General features: G+C 70.1%; 20 protein-coding genes and 1 pseudogene. 13 read left to right on the top strand and 8 right to left on the bottom strand.

The features are described from left to right. From ABT034_RS06985 to ABT034_RS06975, 3 genes are all read right to left on the bottom strand, one after another. The coding region (locus tag ABT034_RS06985) for an ABC transporter ATP-binding protein (protein ID WP_351212037.1) at nucleotides 1-737 on the bottom strand (737 nt) is incomplete at its 3' end. 73 nt (nucleotides 738-810) lie between these two features. Further along, nucleotides 811-1,653: a DUF4097 family beta strand repeat-containing protein gene (locus tag ABT034_RS06980; RefSeq protein ID WP_351212035.1), complete on the bottom strand. Its 843-nt coding sequence runs from the start codon at nucleotides 1,651-1,653 to the stop codon at nucleotides 811-813. Nucleotides 1,654-1,735: 82 nt separating this feature from the next. Beyond that, nucleotides 1,736-2,254, bottom strand: a complete 519-nt coding sequence (locus ABT034_RS06975; RefSeq protein WP_351212033.1) for a hypothetical protein — start codon at nucleotides 2,252-2,254, stop codon at nucleotides 1,736-1,738. Nucleotides 2,255-3,000: 746 nt separating this feature from the next. On the opposite strand from ABT034_RS06975, the gene ABT034_RS06970 reads away from it, so the two are divergent. The 3 genes and pseudogenes from ABT034_RS06970 to ABT034_RS06960 all read left to right on the top strand — a co-directional run. Then, complete coding sequence (locus ABT034_RS06970; protein WP_502972821.1) at nucleotides 3,001-5,010, top strand: APC family permease; 2,010 nt, start codon at nucleotides 3,001-3,003, stop codon at nucleotides 5,008-5,010. A gap of 143 nt (nucleotides 5,011-5,153) precedes the next feature. Next, nucleotides 5,154-5,690, top strand: coding sequence for a hypothetical protein (locus ABT034_RS06965; protein WP_351212029.1), 537 nt, complete (start codon nucleotides 5,154-5,156; stop codon nucleotides 5,688-5,690). Between the two features lie 25 nt (nucleotides 5,691-5,715). Then, nucleotides 5,716-5,826: pseudogene (locus ABT034_RS06960) on the top strand (GNAT family N-acetyltransferase); the annotation flags it as partial. 78 nt (nucleotides 5,827-5,904) lie between these two features. Here the strand turns inward: ABT034_RS06960 and ABT034_RS06955 are convergent. Further along, nucleotides 5,905-6,963 (bottom strand): phosphotransferase, encoded by a 1,059-nt coding sequence (locus ABT034_RS06955; RefSeq protein WP_351212027.1) that lies wholly within the window; start codon nucleotides 6,961-6,963, stop codon nucleotides 5,905-5,907. Between the two features lie 77 nt (nucleotides 6,964-7,040). Further along, complete coding sequence (gene xylB / locus ABT034_RS06950; protein WP_502972819.1) at nucleotides 7,041-8,540, bottom strand: xylulokinase; 1,500 nt, start codon at nucleotides 8,538-8,540, stop codon at nucleotides 7,041-7,043. A 207-nt stretch (nucleotides 8,541-8,747) separates the two neighbouring features. Between xylB and xylA the strand changes: the two genes are divergently transcribed. From xylA to ABT034_RS06925, 5 genes are all read left to right on the top strand, one after another. After that, nucleotides 8,748-9,917 (top strand): xylose isomerase, encoded by a 1,170-nt coding sequence (gene xylA / locus ABT034_RS06945; RefSeq protein WP_351212023.1) that lies wholly within the window; start codon nucleotides 8,748-8,750, stop codon nucleotides 9,915-9,917. A gap of 86 nt (nucleotides 9,918-10,003) precedes the next feature. Next, nucleotides 10,004-11,263 (top strand): ROK family transcriptional regulator, encoded by a 1,260-nt coding sequence (locus ABT034_RS06940; protein ID WP_351212021.1) that lies wholly within the window; start codon nucleotides 10,004-10,006, stop codon nucleotides 11,261-11,263. A gap of 218 nt (nucleotides 11,264-11,481) precedes the next feature. Then, nucleotides 11,482-12,630, top strand: coding sequence for a mandelate racemase/muconate lactonizing enzyme family protein (locus ABT034_RS06935; protein WP_351212019.1), 1,149 nt, complete (start codon nucleotides 11,482-11,484; stop codon nucleotides 12,628-12,630). Continuing rightward, nucleotides 12,627-13,643, top strand: a complete 1,017-nt coding sequence (locus tag ABT034_RS06930) for a zinc-dependent alcohol dehydrogenase (protein ID WP_351212017.1) — start codon at nucleotides 12,627-12,629, stop codon at nucleotides 13,641-13,643. The genes ABT034_RS06935 and ABT034_RS06930 overlap by 4 nt, the downstream gene beginning before the upstream one ends. A 154-nt stretch (nucleotides 13,644-13,797) precedes the next feature. Next, a complete protein-coding gene (locus tag ABT034_RS06925) occupies nucleotides 13,798-14,775 on the top strand; it encodes a hypothetical protein (RefSeq protein WP_351212089.1) in 978 nt (325 codons plus the stop codon). A gap of 57 nt (nucleotides 14,776-14,832) precedes the next feature. Here the strand turns inward: ABT034_RS06925 and rarD are convergent, their stop codons facing one another. Further along, nucleotides 14,833-15,768, bottom strand: coding sequence for an EamA family transporter RarD (rarD, locus tag ABT034_RS06920; RefSeq protein ID WP_351212015.1), 936 nt, complete (start codon nucleotides 15,766-15,768; stop codon nucleotides 14,833-14,835). Nucleotides 15,769-15,901: 133 nt separating this feature from the next. Between rarD and ABT034_RS06915 the strand changes: the two genes are divergently transcribed. The 5 genes from ABT034_RS06915 to ABT034_RS06895 all read left to right on the top strand — a co-directional run bounded on the left by ABT034_RS06915 (nucleotide 15,902) and on the right by ABT034_RS06895 (nucleotide 19,899). After that, nucleotides 15,902-16,822: a LysR family transcriptional regulator gene (locus ABT034_RS06915; protein ID WP_351212013.1), complete on the top strand. Its 921-nt coding sequence runs from the start codon at nucleotides 15,902-15,904 to the stop codon at nucleotides 16,820-16,822. Nucleotides 16,823-17,032: 210 nt separating this feature from the next. After that, entirely contained in the window at nucleotides 17,033-18,244 is a 1,212-nt protein-coding gene (locus tag ABT034_RS06910; RefSeq protein ID WP_351212011.1) for an ABC-three component system protein, read from the top strand. Beyond that, a complete protein-coding gene (locus ABT034_RS06905; RefSeq protein WP_351212009.1) occupies nucleotides 18,241-18,732 on the top strand; it encodes a three component ABC system middle component in 492 nt (163 codons plus the stop codon). Before ABT034_RS06910 ends, ABT034_RS06905 begins: the two co-directional genes overlap by 4 nt. Continuing rightward, nucleotides 18,729-19,283, top strand: a complete 555-nt coding sequence (locus ABT034_RS06900; RefSeq protein WP_351212007.1) for a hypothetical protein — start codon at nucleotides 18,729-18,731, stop codon at nucleotides 19,281-19,283. The genes ABT034_RS06905 and ABT034_RS06900 overlap by 4 nt, the downstream gene beginning before the upstream one ends. Before the next feature lie 235 nt (nucleotides 19,284-19,518). After that, nucleotides 19,519-19,899: a DUF6193 family natural product biosynthesis protein gene (locus ABT034_RS06895; RefSeq protein WP_351212005.1), complete on the top strand. Its 381-nt coding sequence runs from the start codon at nucleotides 19,519-19,521 to the stop codon at nucleotides 19,897-19,899. Between the two features lie 176 nt (nucleotides 19,900-20,075). On the opposite strand, the gene ABT034_RS06890 is transcribed toward ABT034_RS06895, so the two are convergent. After that, nucleotides 20,076-20,624, bottom strand: coding sequence for a hypothetical protein (locus ABT034_RS06890; protein ID WP_351212003.1), 549 nt, complete (start codon nucleotides 20,622-20,624; stop codon nucleotides 20,076-20,078). Between the two features lie 298 nt (nucleotides 20,625-20,922). Then, nucleotides 20,923-21,060, bottom strand: coding sequence for a hypothetical protein (locus tag ABT034_RS06885; protein WP_351212001.1), 138 nt, complete (start codon nucleotides 21,058-21,060; stop codon nucleotides 20,923-20,925). Nucleotides 21,061-21,162 lie beyond the last annotated feature (102 nt).

Genomic DNA, 21,162 nt, shown 5'->3' with positions numbered 1-21,162 from the left:
TGGCCGCCGGGGATGAGGCGTTTGAGTTCTTCGGCGGTGCCTTCGGCGGCGATGGTGCCGTTGTTGAGGACGGCGATGCGGTCGGCGAGTTGGTCGGCTTCTTCGAGGTACTGGGTGGTGAGGAAGACGGTGACGCCGGTGGTGACGAGTTCGCGGATGATCTGCCACATGGTGTGGCGGGAGCGGGGGTCGAGGCCGGTGGTGGGTTCGTCGAGGAAGATGATTCTGGGGTTGCCGACGAGGGTCATGGCGATGTCGAGTCGGCGTTTCATGCCGCCGGAGTAGGTGGAGGCGGGTTTCTTCGCTGCGTCGGTGAGGTCGAAGCGGGCGAGGAGTTCGGTGGTGGTCCGGCGGCCTTCGGCCTTGGGCAGGTGGTGCAGGTCGGCCATGAGGAGCATGTTCTCCTCGCCGGTGATCAGGCCGTCGACGGCGGAGAACTGTCCGGTGACGCCGATCGCGGCCCGGACGGCCTGGGGGTGGGTGGTGAGGTCGTGGCCGGCGACCTGGGCCTGGCCGCCGTCGGCGGTGACGAGGGTGGAGAGGATCTTCACGGCGGTGGTCTTGCCGGCGCCGTTCGGACCGAGGAGGGCGAAGACCGTCCCGGCCGGGATCCGCAGATCGATGCCGTCGAGCACGGTCTTGTCGCCGTAGGACTTGCGCAGCCCGACGGTGGAGATGGCGGCCGGGGACGGAGCACCGCTCACGGGATTGGACATGGGCATGACAGAAGAAGGCATGGGACCCTCCGATCGAAGGATGAAGGCGTTGACGGAGTGGAGAGGGGGCGGGCGTTTTCGCGAGCCCCGAAGCTCAGGACTTGGCGCGGCGCACGTCGATGTTGCCCCAGCGGGTACGGGCGCGGATCTTGACGGACTCCTCGGTCTCCGCGGGGGTCTCGGACGCGGCGAGCGTGTTGCGCACCTGCCCCCGGTCGGAGCTGACGTCGAGCCAGGCGGCGGTGCCCTCGCGGATGCCGACCTCGATGGAGCCGTTGGAGGTCTCCAACTGGACGCTGCCACGGGCGACTTCGGCCACGCGCAGGTGCCCGTTGGTCGTGGTGCCGGCGACCGACGCCTCGGCGCGCGCGATGTCGACGGCACCGTTGACGCCGCTCACCCGCAGCTCACCGGTGACGGTGCCGACGGTCGTGGTGCCGTGCGCGTTCTTCAGGACGGCGGGCCCCTCGATGGCGCCGACGCGTACGTTGCCGCTGCTGCTGGTGATCTCGGCCCTGCCCTCGACCCGGTCGACGATGCTCGTTCCGTGTGACGCGGTCAGGTTCAGCGGGCCGGTGGTGTCGAGGCGGACGTCGCCGGCCGAGGTCTTGACGCGGACCTCGCCGAGTCGGCCCTCGCCGAGGACGCCGGCCGCGGTGCCGCTGACGTCGATGCGCGAGCCCGTGGGCAGTTCCACCGCCACGTCGACGGTTCCGCCGCGACCGAGCAGATTGGCCTTGGGCGTCCTGACGGTCAGTACGCCGCTCGCGTACGTGACTTCGGTCTGCTCGGCCGCCCGCACGTCCAGGTCCTTCTGCGGGGCGCGGGGCTGCACCTCGACGACGGTGTCGAGGCGGTCGCCCGCGGTGAACTGGATGGAACCGGAGTACACGTACGCGGAGACGGAGATCGGTGCGGGAGTGTCGTAAGAAGGCATGGCTGTCCCGTCCTCTTGGGTCTTCAGGACGTCCCCGCTGGTGGGACGCGGTGTGAGGTGGAGTGGCGTGGGCGGGTTGCGGCTAGCGCACCCACCCCGTGATGCTCTGGCCGATGGTCTGGGTCCGCTCGGGCGTACGCGGCCGGGTGCCGCCGTCGACCGCGGCCGACACGGCGCGCACCAGCCACGCGTTGACCGACAGCCCCTCGCGGGCCGCGGCGTCCTCGGCGCGGGCCTTGAGGTGGGCCGGCAGACGCAGGTTGACGCGGGCGATGCCGCCCTCGTCACCCTCGGCGGGAGCCGCGGCAGGGAGCGGTTCGGCGGGGGCGGAAGGCTCCGCGTGGCCACCGGCGCCGGCGGGCGGCGGGGTCACCACGAAGTCGGGGTCGAGCCCCCGCAGCCGTACGTCGACCGAACCGGGGGCGAGTTCGCGGGTGATCTCGTCCGTCGCGGCGGAGAGCACGTTGAGCATGGTCAGCCGGGCCGCCGACTCCAGGGGAGCGGTGAGCCGCTCGGCCAGCTCGCGCGCTTCGTCACCGCCGGCTTCGGCGGCCACCGCGAGTTCGCGGCGGAGGGTGTCGACATACGGGGTGAGATCCATGACGCCATCATGGCACCGTAGTGGTGCCATACGCAAGCCCTGATGGCGCCGAGCAGTCTACGAACTGCGTTAGGACGGCGCTGACCTGCGAAAACGCCCCTCCGGAGTCAGCGTGGCACCGGGTGGCACCCGATGGCGCCAAGCGGTGCCATCCGGCGCCAAGCGGTAGTCGTACGCCCCCGGGGCACCTGCGCCCCCGTCACGGCAACGGCGTTAAGAAATCGACAGGAATTACGCCGCCGGGCAGCCGGCTCCAGGGGGCCCGATCGAGACGATGAGCCCGGCCGCGTACGCACAGTCCAGAGCCGGCGCGCCAGCGGGCGCGACTCCGGGCGCCGTACGACCGCGGGGCATCGGAAGGCGACCGTCCGCCCCGGCCGCCGCCATCGATTGGTTCCGGGGCCCTCGCCCTCGCCTCGGCGCAAGAGCGCAGGTGGGAAGGCCCGTTGACGGTCGACTACGGGCGGCTGGGCGCTCTCGGCGCGGTGGTCCGACGCCACCGCCGGGTGGCGCGGAACGGAAGTCCCTCGCCGTTCCCCGGCGCCGTGGGACCCTCCCGCTCCGCCCGCGTCAGCCCTCCCGACCTGCCCCCGAGCTCCTCCCCGGTCCGCCGTACGGGCCCCTGCCGGCCGCTTCCGCGGCGGCCACGGGGCGCCGTCGGGAGGTCCCATACTCGGTGATCGCACAGCCGCGAGAGCGGTGACCGACAGGCATGTCCGCAGGAGCGAGGAAAGTCGATGGGAGACATGAAGGACGCGAACGGCCCGGCCCCCGTGCCCGAGGCGGCGCCCGACGTGGTGCCCGAGGTGGTGGACAGCCCCGCGTTGCGGCCGCAGCCGACCGGACGGCTGGCGCAGTGGATGCTGCGCCACCAGGTGCAGCCCGTGGGCCCGGCGGCCGGCGAGGGGCACACCGAGCCGCACGCCTGGTGGAAGGTGATGTGCCTGACCGGGGTCGACTACTTCTCCAGCCTCGCGTACGTGCCGGCCATCGCCGCGCTCGCGGCGGGCGCGGTCTCCCCGCTGGCGACGCTGCTGATCGTGGCGCTGACTCTGCTGGGGATGCTGCCGATGTACCGGCGGGTGGCCGAGGAGAGTCCGCACGGTGCCGGGTCGGTGGCGATGCTGGAGGACCTGCTGCCGTTCTGGTGGGGCAAGCTGTTCGTCCTGGTCCTGCTCGGATTCGTCGCCACGTCGTGGATCATCACCATCACCCTGTCGACCGCGGACGCCTCCGTCCACGTGGTGGAGAACCCCTTCTTCCCCGAAGCCCTGCACGGCCACGAGGTGGCGCTCACCGTGGCGCTGCTGCTCGTCCTCGGCGGTGTGTTCCTGCTCGGCTTCAGCGAGGCCGTCAGCGTCGCCATCCCGCTGGTGGCGGTCTTCCTGGTGCTGAACGCGGTCGTCATCGCGGTCGGCCTCGTCCATGTCTTCACCACGCCCGGCGCGTTCACGGCCTGGACGGACGCGCTCGTCGGGGGCGGAGCCGGCTTCGGCGACCTGATGGCGCCGGCGCTGCTGGCGTTCCCGCTGCTCGTACTCGGCCTGTCGGGGTTCGAGACCGGCGTCAGCATGATGCCCCTGGTGGCGGCCGACGGCGCCGACGACGAGCGGCGGCTGCGCTCGCGTATCCGCAACACCCGCAGGCTGCTGACGACCGCCGCGCTCATCATGAGCGTCTACCTGCTCGCTTCCAGCTTCGTCACCACCGTCCTCATCCCGGCCGACGAGTTCGAGCCGGGCGGTGCGGCCAACGGCCGCGCCCTGGCCTGGCTGGCCCATGAGCACGTCGGGGAGGCGTTCGGCACCGTCTACGACATCAGCACGATCCTCATCCTGTGGTTCGCCGGCGCGTCCGCCATGGCCGGCCTGATCAACATCGTCCCCCGCTATCTGCCCGACTACGGGATGGCCCCCGAATGGGGTCGCGCGGTGCGGCCCGTGGTGCTCGTCTACACCGCCCTGTGCATCCTCATCACCATCGCCTTCGACGCGGACGTCGACGCCCAGGCCGGGGCGTACGCCACCGGGATCCTGGCCATGATGGTCTCCGGCGCCTTCGCCGTGACCATCTCCGTCGCACGCGCCGGCCGCCGGGCGGTCGCCACCGGGTTCGCGCTGCTCACCCTGGTGCTGCTCTACGCCCTGGTCTACAACATCGTCGACAAGCCCGACGGCATCACCATCTCCGGGTTCTTCATCGCCGGGATCATCGTCGTGTCCCTGATCTCGCGGGTGTCGCGGACCACGGAACTGCGCGCCGACCGCATCGTCTTCGACGAGACCGCCCGCCGGTTCGTCGCCGACACCCTGGCCCATGACGACGCCATCAACATCATCGCCAACCGCCGCCAGGCCGGCGACGGGGCGGAGTACCGCGACAAGGAGCGCGAGCAGCGCGGCACCAACCCGGTCCCCGGACCGGCGGACGTGCTGTTCCTGGAGGTCGACGTGGTCGACCCCTCCGACTTCAGCGAGGTCCTCGCCGTCCACGGGGTCGAGGTCGACGGGTACCGGATCCTGCGCGCCGAGGCCCCCGCCGCACCGAACGCCATCGCCGCGGTCCTCCTCGCCCTGCGCGACACCACCGGCGTCCAGCCGCACTGCTACTTCGCCTGGGCCGAGGGCAGCCCCCTGAAGCACATGTTCCGCTACTTCCTCCTGGGTCGCGGTGACACCGCCCCCGTCACCCGCGAGATCATCCGCAGGCACGAGCCGGACCCCGACCGCCGTCCCGGCATCCACGTCGGCGGCTGACGGGGTCCCGCCACCCTTCCTCCGCGCGCCCCGGCGGGGGCCCGAACGGGTTCTCCCTCCGAAAGCGCCCACTCCGGCATGATCAGCCCACTACCGTACGGACATGCCGCGCTGCCTGCCGCGGCCACACGAGGAGGAATCCTGTGTCGTCGCCCTGTGACCCCACGTACGCTCCCGCCGGTGATGTCGGTGCGGCGCTCATGATGATCGACTCCCAGCTCAAAGCCGTCTACGACGGCAGGACCGAGGCCGATCCCGAGCAGCGGAAGCTGATCGAGCAGCTCACGACGTCCCTGGGCCCCTCGGAGGCCGACGACGTCCTGGACGGCGCGTGCACGATCATCTTCATGTTCGTGAAGTGGCTGCGGATGGCGTACGAGGACCACGACAGGGACGTCATCGAGTACGTGGTGCCCAACCTCGTGGCCTCGATGCGCATGATGCCCAGGAGCATCCGCCCGGAGACCATCCCCACCATGGCGGGCCTGGTCATCGCGGCGGGCACCGGCCTGAGCCCCAGCCTGTGGCGCCGGCAGTACGGGGACTGGACCAGCGAGGAGATGAACTCCCTGGAGGCCACGGCCTTCCTGCTCGCGGAGCACATCAACCGGCTGACCGAGGACCGCGAGTTCGCCACCCGCCTGATCACCGAAGCGCTGTCCCGGGCGGAGGAGATCTGATCACCTCTGACCGGAAAGGTTCACGCACGAATCGATGGGGTTCCGCGTACTGGGCCGGCGGGAGCGCGTGGCCCGCCACCACGGCGTCTGGCGCGACGTCCTGTTCGTGGAACGCCGTAGCCCGGTGGTCGAATGACGGAAGCCGGTCACCCGGGTGACCGGCCCGCGCTCCCTCTCGCCGCCCTGACAGGCGGAAGCGGTCCCGCGTCGACGCCTAGTACCAAGGGCGGGCGTCAGGTGCGGGCAGCGGACGCAGCCTCGGCCAGCGTTCGAGCAGGCGGCTCGCCAGGGCGGAGCTGAGGCGGCCGACGGCGTGCAGGTGATCGTGGTCCCGGGTCATGTCGGCGACCACGCCCAGGCGGTGGACGAGCCGCTCACGGGCGGAGACGTAGCCCCACTCGAAGTCCTCGGCGGGGACCCGGGCGAGCTGGTCGACCGTCCCGCGGTGGGCCCGCTCGACGAGCGCGTCGCCCTGGATCAGCCAGCCCGCACACGCGTCGGCGAGGTCACCCGGCACGTCCTTCCCGGTGAGGCCGCGCCAGGTGGTCCGGTAGACGTCCTCGACCTCCGTGAGCGGGGCCGCGGTGACGGACATGGCACACCAGCAGGTGGGGAAGCCGATGCGGAAGTAGGCGAGTTCGATCAGGCCGTTGCCGAGCGAGGCCCGCTCGAAGTCGACGAAGCGGACGCCGTCGGCGGTGCGCAGATCATTGCCGGGGCAGGGGTCTCCGTGCAGCAGCGCATGGTGCGGGGCGGGGTCCAACCGCTCCAGGAGACCGGCGAGCTCATGGGGGACCGTCGACGGTACGGCCACGTCGAGCGCCCTGGCCAGGGCGAGGAAGGACTCCGCGTCGGTGGCCGTGGGCCCCGACCAGACCGGTAGTGCGCCCGCGTCGGCGGGCCCGGTCAGGGCGTGCAACCGGGCGAGCGACTCGGCGTACCCCGGCATCCAGTCGTCCCTCCTGCCGAGGTCGTCCACGTGCTCGAGGACCATCACCCGCGAGGGCACGTCCGTGGCCAGCACCGCGGGGGCCACGGCGGGCCCGGACGCCCGCCCCGCCAGGCGCAGCCCGGCGACCTCCCGCGCGAAGCGCGTGTCCGCGTCGGCGCCCGCGTCCCCGGCGTCGGTGATCTGCTTGACGATCACCAGCCGCCGGTCGGCCAGCCGCACCCGCCACACCCTCGACCGCGGACTGCTGTCCAGGAGTTCGGCGTGCTCGGGAGAGCCCACGGTGGAGAGCAGCGCCTCGGTGAGGGGAACACGGTTCAGCATGCCGACGAGCGTAGCTGGCGGCTCACCGTGGGCTGGGCCAGGTCGAGCACCTCATCTCCCCCTCCCCCCTCACTCCCTCATCGACTCCCCTCTACGAGCGGCCCCGAGCGCTGGAGCAGCCCCGAGCCCCCCGCGAGCGCGGCCTCGATGCGCAGCCACGCGGCGTCGTCCCGCCGCACGGCCGGCAGTTCCCTGCCTCGCCCCGAGCCCCATCCGGCCGCCGTCCCGACCGGGTCCTCGCCCCACGCGGCGCCCGCCGCGAGTGCGGCGGCTCCCACGGCGACCAGCTCCTCGCCGTCCGGGATCACGACGGGGCGCCCGGAGAGTCGGCGTACGGTCTCGATCCACGCGGCCCCCTTCGCCCCGCCGCCGATCAGCCGCAGCGGCCGCTCGCGCACGTCGGGTGCGTGCGGGTCGAGCGCCGTGGTCGCGAAGATCTCGTCCAGGACCCTCAGCAGCGTGAACACCGCCCCCTCGTACGCGGCACCGAGGATCTGACGGGATGTGGTCGCATGCCGAAGGCCGGTGAGCAGACCGGCGGCGTGCGGCAGATCGGGGGAGCGCTCGCCGTCGAGGTACGGGAGCACGACCACGTGCCCTCCGGGCTGTGCGTCCTCCCGGTCGAGGCCGAGGAGGCTCGCGACCTTGTCGACCGCCTGGGTGCAGTTGAGCGTGCAGCCGAGCGGCAGATAGGTCCCGTCGGCGGCCGCGAAGCCGGCGAGTCCGGCCGCCGACGGCCGGGTGCGGCTGGCGGTGAAGACGGTGCCGGACGTGCCCAGGCTGACCACGGGGTGGTCGAGCAGCCCCGCGCCACCGAGGCCGAGTCCGACGGCTGCCGCCATGTTGTCGCCGGTTCCGGCGGCGACGGGGATGCCCGGGCGAAGGCCCAGGAAGGCGGCGGCCGCGCTGGTCAGGGACCCCACGCGTTCGGCGCCGCTCGTGGCGACCGTGGGCAGCAGCGCGGGGTCGAGCCCGAGCAGGTCGAGGAGCGCGGGGTCGTAGGAGCCCGCGCGGGTGTCGTACCAGCAGGTGCCCGAGGCGTCACCCGGGTCGGTGGCCGCCACCCCGGACAGGCGCTCCGTGAGGAAGTCGTGGGGCAGCCGCACTGCTGCTGCCCGCTCGGCGGTGGCCGGCTCGTGCTCGCGCAGCCACTGCCAGGTGGTGGCGGTCATGGAGGCGACGGGCACCGATCCCGTACGTTCCAGCCAGGCGTCGGCACCGCCCAGGGCAGCGGTCAACGCCTCGGCCTGGGGCGCGGACCGCGTGTCGTTCCAGAGCATGGCCGGGCGCAGGGGGCGGCCCGCCGCGTCGAGTACGACGAGGCCGTGCTGCTGCCCGGCGACCGCGATGCCCCGCACCGCCGCCGGGGAGACGCCGGAGGCGTCGAGCGCCGTGCCGAGGGAGGTGCGCAAGGCCTCCCACCAGCCCTCCGGGTCCGACTCGCGGGCGCCTCCCTCGCCGGTGACGGTGTGGGCGGCGCGGCCGACGGCGAGGATCCTGCCGCTCTCGGCGTCGATCACGACGGTCTTGGTGGACTGCGTGGAGCTGTCCACGCCGATGACAGCAGGTGATGCCAGCACGACGCACCTCATACCTGAAGGCCTATTTTGCAATGGAAGTGAACAAATTACAGCGTCGATCATCCCTGCACGTCAAGGGCAGGACAGTGGACCACTCAAGAAGCCGTGACAGAGCCGAGGGGGTTGCCCGACAGTCACCCATCCTCTATTAGTTTTGGTGCACAACAAATCCGCGACGCCGCATCGTCCCAAGGGAGCGCCACCATGCCCAAGCCCTACTCCCCCACCCCCGAGGACCGTTTCACCTTCGGTCTGTGGACCGTCGGCTGGCAGGGCCGCGACCCCTTCGGCGACGCCACCCGGCCCGCCCTCGACCCGGTCGAGTCGGTCGAGTGGCTCGCCGGGCTCGGGGCGTACGGCGTGACGTTCCACGACGACGACCTCATCCCCTTCGGCACCGCCGAGGCCGAGCGCGACGCGATCGTCAAGCGCTTCCGGGCGGCCCTGGACCGCACCGGCCTCAAGGTCCCGATGGCGACCACGAACCTCTTCACCCACCCCGTCTTCAAGGACGGCGGCTTCACCGCCAACGACCGCGACGTGCGCCGCTACGCGCTCCGCAAGACGCTCCGCAACATCGACCTCGCCGTCGAACTCGGCGCCACCACCTACGTCGCCTGGGGCGGCCGCGAGGGCACCGAGTCCGGCGCCGCCAAGGACGTCCAGGTGGCGCTCGACCGCATGAAGGAGGCCTTCGACCTGCTCGGCCAGTACGTCACGGAACAGGGCTACGACCTGCGTTTCGCCATCGAGCCCAAGCCCAACGAGCCGCGCGGCGACATCCTGCTGCCCACCATCGGGCACGCCCTGGCCTTCATCGAGCGCCTGGAGCGCCCCGAGCTCGTCGGCGTGAACCCGGAGACGGGCCACGAGCAGATGGCCGGCCTGAACTTCCCGCACGGCATCGCCCAGGCCCTGTGGGCGGGCAAGCTGTTCCACATCGACCTCAACGGCCAGTCCGGCATCAAGTACGACCAGGACTTCCGCTTCGGCGCCGGCGACCTGCGGCAGGCCTTCTGGCTCGTGGACCTGCTGGAGACGGCCGGGTACGAGGGCCCGCGCCACTTCGACTTCAAGCCGGTGCGTACGGACGGCTTCGACGGCGTCTGGGAGTCCGCGAAGAACTGCATGCGCAACTACCTGATCCTCAAGGAGCGTGCGGCCGCCTTCCGCGCCGACGCCGAGGTCCAGGAGGCCCTCGCCGCCTCGCGCCTGCCCGAGCTGGCCGTCCCCACCGCCGCCGACGGGCTCGCCGCGCTGCTCGCCGACCCGACCGCGTACGAGAGCTTCGACGCCGACGCGGCGGCGGGCCGCTCGATGGCCTTCGAGCGGCTCGACCAGCTCGCCCTGGAGCACCTGCTCGGCGTGCGCTGACCAGCAGGGACAATCTGAACCGCGGCCGGTCGGCACGTGCCGACCGGCCGCCGCGAACCGTCCGGCCAGCATCAGGGAGACCCCACGTGTCGTCGAGCGCCGAGAAGCCGGCCCGTACCCCGAGGAACCCCATGGACCAGGTGTCGGTGCGACGCGCCAACCTCGCCCTGGTCCTGGCCGAGGTCCGTTCCTCGGGACCGGCTTCCCGTGCGGCAGTGGCCAGGGGTACGGGGCTGACCCGGGCCACGGTCTCCAGCCTCGTCGCCGAGCTGCTCGCGTACAGGCTCGTCCGGGAGACGGAGTACCAGCTGAGCGGCTCGGCCGGCCGCCCGGGACTGCAGCTGGAGCTCGACGGCCGCACGGTGGCGGCTCTGGGCCTGGAGATCAACTCCCGCTACCTCGCCGGTTGCCTGGTCGACATGGCGGGGCGGACGGTCCAGGAGCGCCGCCTCGTCCTCGACGCCACGGCTCAGGACGCGGACGAGACGATCCACGCCCTCGCCTCCCTCGCCGCGGAACTGCTCGGACACGCCGCACGGTCGGGCGTCCACGTGGCCGGCATCGGCGTGGCCGCCCCGGGCCCCGTGGCAGCGGCGACGGGACGCGTCTACTCCGCGCCCAACCTCCACTGGGAGGACATCCCGGTCGCCGAGCGGCTGCGGGCCATGGCAGCCCTGCCCGACAGCATGGGCATCGCCGTCGACAACGAGGCCAACCTGGCGACGCTCGCCGAGTGGGAACACGCCCACCCCGGCGCGGCGGACCTGATGTACGTCACCGGAGAAGCGGGGCTCGGAGCGGGCATCGTCGCCGGCGGCCGGCTGCTGCGCGGCGCCTCCGGCTTCAGCGGCGAGCTGGGCCACGTACAGGTGGACCCGGCCGGTGCTCGATGCGCCTGCGGGCGTACGGGCTGCCTGGAGACGAAGGTCGCGCTCCCCGCGGCGCTCCGGACCGCCGCGCCCGACCTGGTCGAGCCGGCCGGGGAGCGAGGCGAGACGCCGTGGGGCCCCCAGGAGCAGACGGCGGAGCTGGCGCGCAGGGCCGCCGCCGGCGACCCCCGGACGCTGGCCGGCCTGGACGAGATCGGCCGCTGGCTCGGGACGGGCCTCTCGATCCCGGTGAACCTCCTCAACCCGGAAGTGGTCGTCCTGGGCGGCTACTTCGCCTCTGTCGCCCCGTACCTCCTGCCCGCCACGATGAGGGAGCTGCGGGCGCGCGTGGTCGCCGGTGACGCGGCGCTCTGCCGCATCACCGGCTCCGTGTACGGCTTCGGCGCCGCGGTCCGGGGCGCGGCGGGCGTCATCGTGGAAGAGGTCTTCACCGATCCGGCACGGGTGGGCCGCTGACACGCGTCCCCGAGGCCGCACGGCACAGCGGTCCGCCGCGGCGGGTGGGGCGATCGGGCCGTTGACGCGTCCGGAAGCCGCGCTTAACGTCACCGTCGGCATCTCGAACCGATGTCGAACTATCGAACAGGCGACAAGCAACAGGCGACAAGCAACAAGCAACAAGCAACAAGCAACAAGCAACAAGCAACGAGTCGCATCACGTCGGGGAGCCCACCGTGCGCATCACGGGAATCACCACACACGTCGTCGGTACGCCCTGGCGCAACCTCACCTACGTGCGGGTGCACACCGACGAGGGAATCACCGGCGTCGGCGAGACCCGGATGCTGGGACACACCGACGCCCTCGTCGGGTACCTGAACGAGGCCGAGGTCAACCACGTCCGCGGATCCGACCCGTTCGCCGTCGAGGACCTCGTGCGCCGCATGAAGTACGGCGACTACGGCCGCGCGGGCGAGATCGTGATGTCCGGCATCGCCGTCGTCGAGATGGCGTGCTGGGACATCAAGGGCAAGGCCCTGGGGGTCCCGGTCTGGCAGCTCCTCGGCGGCAAGGTCACCGACCGGGTCAAGGCGTACGCGAACGGCTGGTACACCACCGAGCGGACACCGGAGGCGTACCACGAGGCCGCTCGCGGCGTCATGGCGCGCGGTTACAAGGCTCTGAAGATCGACCCTTTCGGGACCGGGCACTTCGAGCTCGACCACGCTCAGTCGATGTACGCGGTCTCCCTCATCGAGGCCGTGCGGGACGCGATCGGGCCCGACGCGGAGCTGATGCTGGAGATGCACGGCCGCTTCTCGCCCGCCACTGCGATCCGCCTCGCCCACGACCTGGCGCCGTTCAAGCCCGCGTGGCTGGAGGAGCCGGTGCCGCCGGAGAACCTCAAGGCCCTCACGAAGGTCGCCGCGAAGGTCGACATCCCGGTCGCCACCGGCGAACGCATCCACGACCGCATCGAGTTCCGGGAGCTCTTCGAGAGCCAGGCCGCCGACATCCTCCAGCCCGATGTGGGCCACATCGGCGGCATCTGGGAGACCAGGAAGCTGGCCGCCACCGCCGAGACGCACTACATGCTCGTCGCGCCGCACAACGTCGGCGGCCCCGTCCTGACGGCCGCCTCCCTCCAAGTCGGCTTCACCACCCCCAACTTCAAGGTCCTGGAGCACTTCAACGACTTCGCGGACGCCGAGATCAAGAAGGTCGTCAAGGGTGCGCCGGAAGTCGTCGACGGCTACTTCGAGCTATCCCACGCACCAGGCCTCGGCGTCGAACTCGACGTGGACGCGGCCGCCGAGTTCCCGCAGCAGAAGGCCCGCTTCGACCTGTGGGCCGAGGGCTGGGAGCAGAGGAAACCCGAGTGAGCCGCGCCGTCGTCGTCGCCGCCCCGGGCCGCCACACACTCCTCGTGCGCGACAGGCCCGAACCCGGCCCCGGCGAGGCACGCGTGCGCGTCGCCGCCGTGGGGATCTGCATGAGCGACCGCGAGGTGTACGACGGGCACCGCGCGCCCGGCTACGTGCGGTACCCGGTGACTCCCGGGCACGAGTGGGCCGGGACCGTGGAGGCGGTCGGTGCCGGAGTCGATCCCGCACTCGTGGGCCGCCCCTGTGTGGCTGAGGGCTTCCGCAACTGCGGGACCTGCGCCCGCTGCCGCGAGGGCGCCACGAACCTGTGCGTGGCGGGCTACGAGGAGACGGGCTTCACCGAGGCCGGGGCCTTCGCGGACCACGTGATCGTCCCCGCCCGCCTGCTCCATCTGCTCGCCGACCGCGCCGATCTCCGGGCGGCCGCCCTGATCGAACCCGCCGCGGTGGTGGCGGCCGCGGTACGGGCGGGCACGCCGCGCCCCACCGAACGCGTCGCCGTCGTCGGTGCCGGAACCCTCGGGCTCCTGGCCGTCCAGTGGCTGGCCGCCCACTCCCCCGCCGAACTGGCCGTGATCGACCCGAGAACCGCACGGGCGGACCTGGCCCTCGGCCACGGCGCGACCCACACCGCCGCCCCTGAAGAGGCGATGGCCTCGGCCGGGCGGTACGACCTCGTCGTCGAGACCGCGGGCGCGCCCTCGACCGCCGCGTCGTCCTGCCTGCTGGCGCGCCGCGGCGGACGGGTGGTGCTCACCGGCATGTTCGGCCCGGGCGCCGTGGGCATCGACCCCGTGCACCTGTCCATGAGCCAGCTGGAGATCCGCAGCGTGTTCGGGGCCTCGTCCACCGACTGGCAGGGGGCCGTCGCCGCCTTCCAGCGGGGCGTCCTCACCCCGGGCGCCCTCGTCACCCACGAGTTCCCGCTGGAGGACTACGCCGAGGCAGTCGAACTGGTCGGCTCCGGCGACCCGAAGGTCGGCAAGGTCCTGCTCCGCCCCGAACGCTGACCGCACGCTCTGACCGCACGCAGAAGGCGCGGGCCCGGGGCGGGCCCGGCCGCCGTCCGAGGCCAGCCCCGTGCGAGGCCGGTCTCACGCGAGGGGGGCCGGCCCCGCGTCCGCACTCCTGACGATTCCGAACGAAGGACATCCCGTGACTGCCGTGACTGCCGTGACCGCTCAGCCGTCGCCGTCCCGCCGCCCCGGAGCGTCAGCGCTCGCGGCGATCGGCCATCCCGTTCCACCGCTCGACGACGCCGACGCCTCACCCCACACCTTCCCCGACGGCGGCACCTGGCGCACCGAGATCCCCTCCGTCGAGGGGCCCGAGTCGCTGGCCGCCGTCATCGAGGAGGCCCGTCGCCTGGACGTGCCGGTCCACCGGGTGAGCCAGGGCAGCGGAATCTGGATGCTCACCGACTCCGAGATCACCGAGATGGTCGGCGCCTGCGGCGAGCAGGACATGGAGCTGTGCCTGTTCACCGGACCGCGCGGCACCTGGGACATCGGCGGCTCCACCCGTACGCCGTCCGGCGGCGCCGGTCTGCGGGCGCGCGGCCATGACGCCGTGGCGGGCAGCGTCGAGGACGCCCTGCGCGCCGTCGAGCTCGGTGTCCGCTGCCTGCTCGTCGCGGACGAGGGCGTGCTGTGGACGCTCCACCGGATGCGCACCCAGGGCCTGCTCCCCGCCGACACCACGCTCAAGGTCTCGGCGCTCATCGGCCCGGTCAACCCGGCGGCGTACGCCGTGTACGAACAGCTCGGCGGCGACTCGCTCAACGTGCCCTCCGACCTGACACCGCAGCACCTCACGGAGATCCGCAGGGTCAGCCGTGCCCCGATGGACATGTACGTCGAGGCACCGGACGAGCTCGGCGGCTACGTCCGCATGTACGAGATCGCGGAGCTGATCCGCCGCGGCGCACCGCTCTACCTGAAGTTCGGCCTGAGCAGAGCGGCGGGGATCTACCCGTACGGCGCCCACCTCCGCGACCACGCCCTCGCCACGGCACGAGAGCGCGTACGCCGCGCCCGCCTCGCCCTCGACCTGCTGGCCCGGCACGGAGCGGACAACGGCATGTCTCCCCTCGGCGCCCGACTCCCGGGCAAACTCCGCCGCTTCCCCACCGAGGGCAGCTGAAACGACCGAGGGATGTGAACCTGGGTGTTATCCGCTACGCAACCCGCAGCCGTTGGGTCACGGGCGTGCGCTGTCGACCTGAGGGGCGGGCTGCTCGGGCATCGCGGCTTCTTTTGCTGCCGGTTCAAGCGCGAGAAGAACGAGACCGGCGCAGATCGGGATGTACACGAAGGTGTCAGCCGACTGCCACGGCTCGCCCAGGAACGTCAGGGAAACCAGCACCAGCAGCACCGGTTCGACGTAGCTGAGCACCCCGAACAGGGAGAACGGCAGGACACGGCTGGCGGTCAGGTACAACGCGAACCCGGCGGCACTGAGAAGTCCAAGCAGGACAAGTCCGACGATCAGCTGTGGGCGGTGGGTGACCGTGCCGAGCGACGGCTTGGCCGCCAGGACGAAGACCGAGAAGGGGAGCATCGCGCCGAGCTCGAAGAGCTGGGCTGCGGCGGAGTCCAGGGCGAAGGCGCGTCGGCTGATGAAGTAGAGCGGAAGCCCCAGGGCGACGAGCAGGGTGGGCCAGCGCAGCCCGCCGGCGACGACCACGGCCGCCACGACTCCCGCAGCGGCGCAGAGCACGGCCGCGATCCGCCAGGGGGAGAGCTTCTCGCGGTAGACCGCGACGCTGACCACCACCATGACCAGCGGCAGGATGAGGTAGCCCAGAGAGAGATCGAGGCCGTGCCCGCTCTGGGGCGCCCATCCGAAAAGCCACAGTTGCAGCCCCAGGAGAGCGGCGTCCACGACCAGGACGCCGGCCAGATGCGGTGTTGCGCGCAGACGGCCGACCAGAGCCGCGGCCTGGTCCCACATCCGCGCCGCGCAGAAGAAGGCAGCCAGGAAGGCGACCATCGCGATGACGCGGTATCCCAGGATCTGCTCGGGATCCAGCGGCAGAAGGTGCGGGGGGATCATGAAAATGATCCCGAAGATGACCGACGCTCCGACCGAGGAAAAAATCCCGGACGCGGGGGCGGAGGGGATGTGCGCGTTCATGTGGGCGTAACTGCCTTCCGGGGGGAGGCGGGGAGCGTGAGGTGCCGACCGACCGGCGGCGACTTCCAGCGTCCTCCACCTCGCCGATAAGGACCAGCGATGAATCATGGAGCTGATTCATTAGGATTTGTGGATGGTCTTGTCTGATCTCCGCCGCCTGAGGATGCTTCACGAACTCGCCGAGCGCGGGACCCTCGCCGCCGTGGCCACCGCGATCGGCTACAGCCCCTCGGCGGTCTCCCAACAGCTGGCAGCACTGGAGCGGGAAGCCGGTGCCCGCCTGATCGAGCCGGCCGGACGGGGAGTCCGGCTCACCGACGCCGGAAAAGTACTCGCCCGTCACGCCGCCGTCCTGCTGAACGTCGCCGAAACCGCCGAAACCGAACTGGCGAACCTGACCCAGGAAGTGCGCGGCAGGATCCGAGCCGTGGGTCTGCAATCGGCAGCCCGCCGCCTGCTCATCCCCGCCCTGGTGGAAGTGGCACGCTCGTACCCCCTCGTCGAGATCGAGATCACCGAACTCGAACTCGAAGTGGCCCTGCCCGAACTGCGCCTGGGAACCGTCGACCTTGTCATCAGCGACGAGTACGAAGGCCATCCCCGCCCGCGCCCCGACGGCGTGGACCATCACCTGCTCCTTCGCGAAGGGACACGCCTGGTTCTGCCGGCAGGGCATCCACTCGCCGCCGGCCCCGGGCCCGTTGCTCTTTCCTCGCTGCGCCACGAGGTATGGGCTTCCTCAAGCAGCGGTACCGGACACCACGCGATGATCATCGGGACCTGCCGGGCGCACGGAGGATTCGACCCCGACCTCCGACACCGGTCCAACGATGCCGACGTCCAGCTCGAACTCGTCCGCAGCGCAGGCGCAGTGACCCTGCTGCCCGACCTGACCCTGCCGGCCGCAGACCCGCGCCTGGCCGTTCGCGACATCGCCGGCACCAGCCTGACCCGACGGCTCTACGCCGTGATCCGCCAACAGTCCCCGACCTCACCAGCGCTCAACGCCTACATCGAAGCCCTGCACCAGCAGAGCAGATCCAGCCCGCCCTGATCACCCCCACCGGCGAGCGCAAGGGACAGAATCCCTCGATCGCGAGCATCTCGGCATGTGGCTGTTCGGCGGCTTCGGGGTGCGCCTCGCGTTTGGCGTGCTCGGCGAGCGCCCGGTCGGTCAAGGGCGAGTTGGCCCCCCAAGTGGTCCCCGCAAACGATCGAGGGGCCGTTTCAGATTTCAGTGAGCTTCGCTGCACCAGGGGGCGTCGTGGCAGAGAAGGCGGACCTGTTCGAGGCGTCGGCCTCGGCGATCGGTTACGTGTACCAGCTGCGCAAGGCGCTACACCTCTGCGTCGAGCGCTACGGGCGAGGGATCGATTGGTCGGTGGCGATCGAAGCCGGGGACGACATCGAAGAGGTCTCCAAGGACGGCACCATCTATTACCAGCTGAAGCACAGGGCGCCGGGAGTCAGCCTGACGGACGCCAGCACGGACCTGTGGAAAACGCTGCGTATCTGGGCACATGCCATCGCCAATCATCAGCTGGATCTGGACGAGACGGATCTGGTCCTCATGACCACGGCCGAACTCCCCAGTGGCTCCGCAGCCAGCTTGTTGCAACCAGGGGCTGTCTGTTCCAGAGATGCATCCGGCGCGCTGAAGGCGCTGACAGCAGCACGGACCGCTTCGACGAACAGGGACCTCAAGAAGGCGTTCGAGGCCTTCGACGCTCTTACGGAAAAGCAGCGGCAGCGGATGGTCAGCCGCATCCAGGTGCTGGGCCGCGCGCCCGACGTGGAAGCCGTGGGGGGCCTCCTGTTGGAGCGAGCAGCCACGGCAGTCGGCCACACGTACGCGAGCCCGTTTCTGAGCCGGCTGGAAGGGTGGTTCTTCCAGCGCACGATTCGGCAGTTGCGAGCTCGGGACGTGGATGCGATCGGCGGCAACGAGTTCGATCAGGTGTTCACCGACTATCGCAACCAGTTCCGTCCGGAGAACCTCCCGATCGACGAGGACATCGCCGGCCTGGAGCCGAACGTTGCCATGTACAGGGACCACGCCTTCGTACGTCAGTTGAACCTGATCGACCTCGGTGCTCCCCGAGTCGGGAGAGCGGTCCGGGACTACATGCGGGCCTTCACTCAACGCTCGCGGTGGTCGGACGAGAACCTGCTGCTGCCAGGCGAGATCGGCCGTTTCGAGCGCCGGCTCGTCGAGGAGTGGGGGGAAATTTTCGACGACATGAGGGACGAGTTGGGCGACGAGGCTGCAGAAGCCGCCAAGGTGGCTGCGGCGCGGCAAATCTACCGGTGGGCAATGACTCAGGCGCGAGGTCGGATCCGTAAGGAGTGCGACGAGCCGTTCCTCACGAAGGGGTCCTTTCACATGCTGGCTGACGACCGCGAGGTCGGCTGGCACATCGACTTTGTGGCCCGACTAATGTCCATGTTGGAGCCCACGGAAGCAAGAACGGGGTGAGTGACTTCGTCGACCTGAGCCGTGAGGAACGGGCTCTGTATAACCCGGCGTTCACGGCCCTGCTCACGGCCAGGACCGTACAGGGGCACCAGACACAGTACGGTCGTCCGTGCCCCGTCGCCCTCGCCGTGCTTGGAGCAGTGATGGCACTGCAGCCCGCCGTACGGGAGAAGCTGCCCAGGACCACCCACGCGGGAGTCAGCCGCTGGGTCGAGGAGAACCGGACCGTGAAGGTGGCAATGATGCAGAATGCCACCGCACTGGCCACTGTCGTGCGGCCTGGCCTTCTATTTGCCCTCCAGTCCACGCTGCTGCACTGCACGGATCAGGGACTGCTCCAGCTGTCGACCGGACGACTGAAGAAGGTGATCACCGGACCGACCGATGAGGTCATCACCATCCAGAAGGCCGCACACATGTTGGGGCGATGGCTGCCCAGCACCGGAAGCATGAGCACTGTGATGACCCTGCTAGGAGTTCGGCCGTGACCTTTCAGATCAGCGCCATCTCGATCTACAACCGCGACGGTCGGATCCGCACCGTACCCATCCGGCCCGGGCGGATGAACATCATCACCGGCGATTCGCGGCTCGGGAAGAGCGCCCTGCTGAACATCGTCGACTATTGCCTGGCCAGCGAGGACTACGTCATCAAGGGCGCCGTTCTCCGAAACTTCGTCCACGTCTTCGCCGTCACCTTCGTCAAGGGGCAGCAGCAACTGTTCGTTGCGCGCCCGGCCCCCGCCGGCAACGCAGCCACGACGACCACGATGTGCGTCGTGTCCCAGGCGTATGGTGCCCCGCCTCCTGCTCTCGACGATCTGGCATTCACGACCCCGCTCGACATCACCAAAAGTCTGCTTTCCGACTTCGCCGGCATCGATCACACTTTGCGGATCCCAGCGGTGCGTAGCGCCAAGCCCATTGCGCCTTCGATCCGCCACGCCCTGTTCTTCTGCCTTCAAAAGCAGAATGAGGTCGCCAACGAGGACCTGCTCTTCCACGGGCAAGCGTCCGAACGGGCGGTCAGGCAGGAGTAGAACTCGCCCCGGAAGCGTGACAGTTCGGCCAGCGGCCCTCGCCGGGCATCGTGATGCTGCAGACTCATCCTCACGGCCTTCGCGCTGGACGTGTGTGTTCCTTGGTCGGAGCACATGTTCAGACGAAGGCCGCTTCCGCGTACGGCGGATACCAAACCGGGTGATCAAGTACGAGAGGCCGTTCGATCGACCAGGCGGTCCCGGTCAGCGATATCGCCTGGGTCATGATGACGCTATGAACAGGGATGCAGCAGGTAAGGCCGCCGTTGAAGCGGGCTGGCAGGCAGTACGTGACGACGGACGCGTACGACTCGAACTGTTTGAAGCGGCCTACGCCGAACCTCGCCTGCGTCAGCTGTTCCCCTGGATCGGGATGGGAGAACTCCACTTCAGCCGCTGCACGGAACAGCGGTGGACCTGGGACATTCCCTACATCCAGCCCGCCAGCGGCGGCACCTATTGGGTCTCTGGCCCGCTCCGCGGCGAGACGGTGGGTCCTGCAGGTACAGCACAGGACGCCATCGGCATGGTGGTTCAGCACCTGCCAGCAGACTGCGGTCCCGCCTTCCTGGGCACCCCCGAAGAACTCGCAGCCCATGCGGCAACAACGCAGTAGACACGAAGGTTAAAGCCCAAGTTAGCCAGAAACGCAGAAGAGCCCTCTCCCCGATCGGGGAGAGGGCTCTCGTTGTACGTCAGGGTTCGGCGGCCGGCACGGCGGCCGAGAAGTCGAGGGCCCGAAGGGGCCGCGCTCGCGGGCCCACGGTGGGCCTACGACACCCCTCCGGACCATCAGCCGAGTTTACCGCGCCAGGTCAGCCACCTGCGGCGCCCCCGCGATCCAAGAGTGATTTTCGGCGGCTCCTGGAAAAACTCATTCGCCGCTGAGACGAACACGGAGACAGTGCCGACGGTGACCTCCGCACTGGTAGCGCCGTGGCCGGACATCGCCCTCACCGTCGTGTCGGTGCCGTTCACGTTGACCACCGTGGTGGACGGGGTGAAGGTCAAGTCGCCGAACACGGGCGGCTGTACCGGGCTGGAGTTGAACAGGAAGGCCGCCAGTTCCGCATGGAGCTCGACCACGAGTTGGACTCGATAGAGGTCAGGAAACGGCCTCACCGTGGAGACGACGGCAACCACCCGACTATCGGCGGAGTAGAAGGCGCTGACGTGGTAGAGGAAGTCATGCGAACGGTAGGGCGATAGGGAATACGTCCAGTCGGACGGGGCGTCGGCGAGTTCGGCGAGCGGTCCGTGGAACTCCTCTTCGATCTGTGCCTTCGTAGGTTTGCGGAGGTCATCCGGCTCGTTCTCGCCGGACCCCTGTGCACGGATCATCGTGTCCCCCAGTCGGCGGTAGGCGGGCCCATTCGCGAGTGGGCCTGCCAACTCTCCTACTGAGTCTAGGAGATGGCGCTGACAATCTGGATGGGATGTGCGGTGCAACGTGAGGCGTCGCTCAGTACGGCGTACGAGTGGGGTGAAGGAATCTGAGCACTGGCATAGCTGCGAGTCAGGTTGGGGCCGACCCTGGTCAGGAAGTTGAGGACGTGCGCCTTGACCGACTTCTCGGAGAGGTACCGGGCAGAGAGCATCGAAAGGCCCCCTCCCCGAACGGGAGGGGGCAGCATCCGAGCTACTTCTTGTTCTTGCGGTTCCACCAGCCGTTCCACCAGTGCAGGCGGTCACGGGACTGGGTGGGCAGAACCGAGCCGGCCACCATCTTGAAGGCGATGGCGAGCAGGACCACGAGGACACCTGCCGACAACGGCACCGCCCGCCTGCGGCAACGTCCTTTCGCGGACAGTAGCCTGCTGATGGCCGCGCACTGGCGGGCGAACCTCACACTGCGGCAGACTCCTAGTGTCATGCTCTC

It is taken from the genome of Streptomyces sp. NPDC002773, assembly GCF_040295605.1.
Classification (GTDB): domain Bacteria; phylum Actinomycetota; class Actinomycetes; order Streptomycetales; family Streptomycetaceae; genus Streptomyces.
The sequence above is the reverse complement of the archived record's forward strand: the minus strand, read 5'-3'. Positions and strand labels throughout refer to the sequence as shown.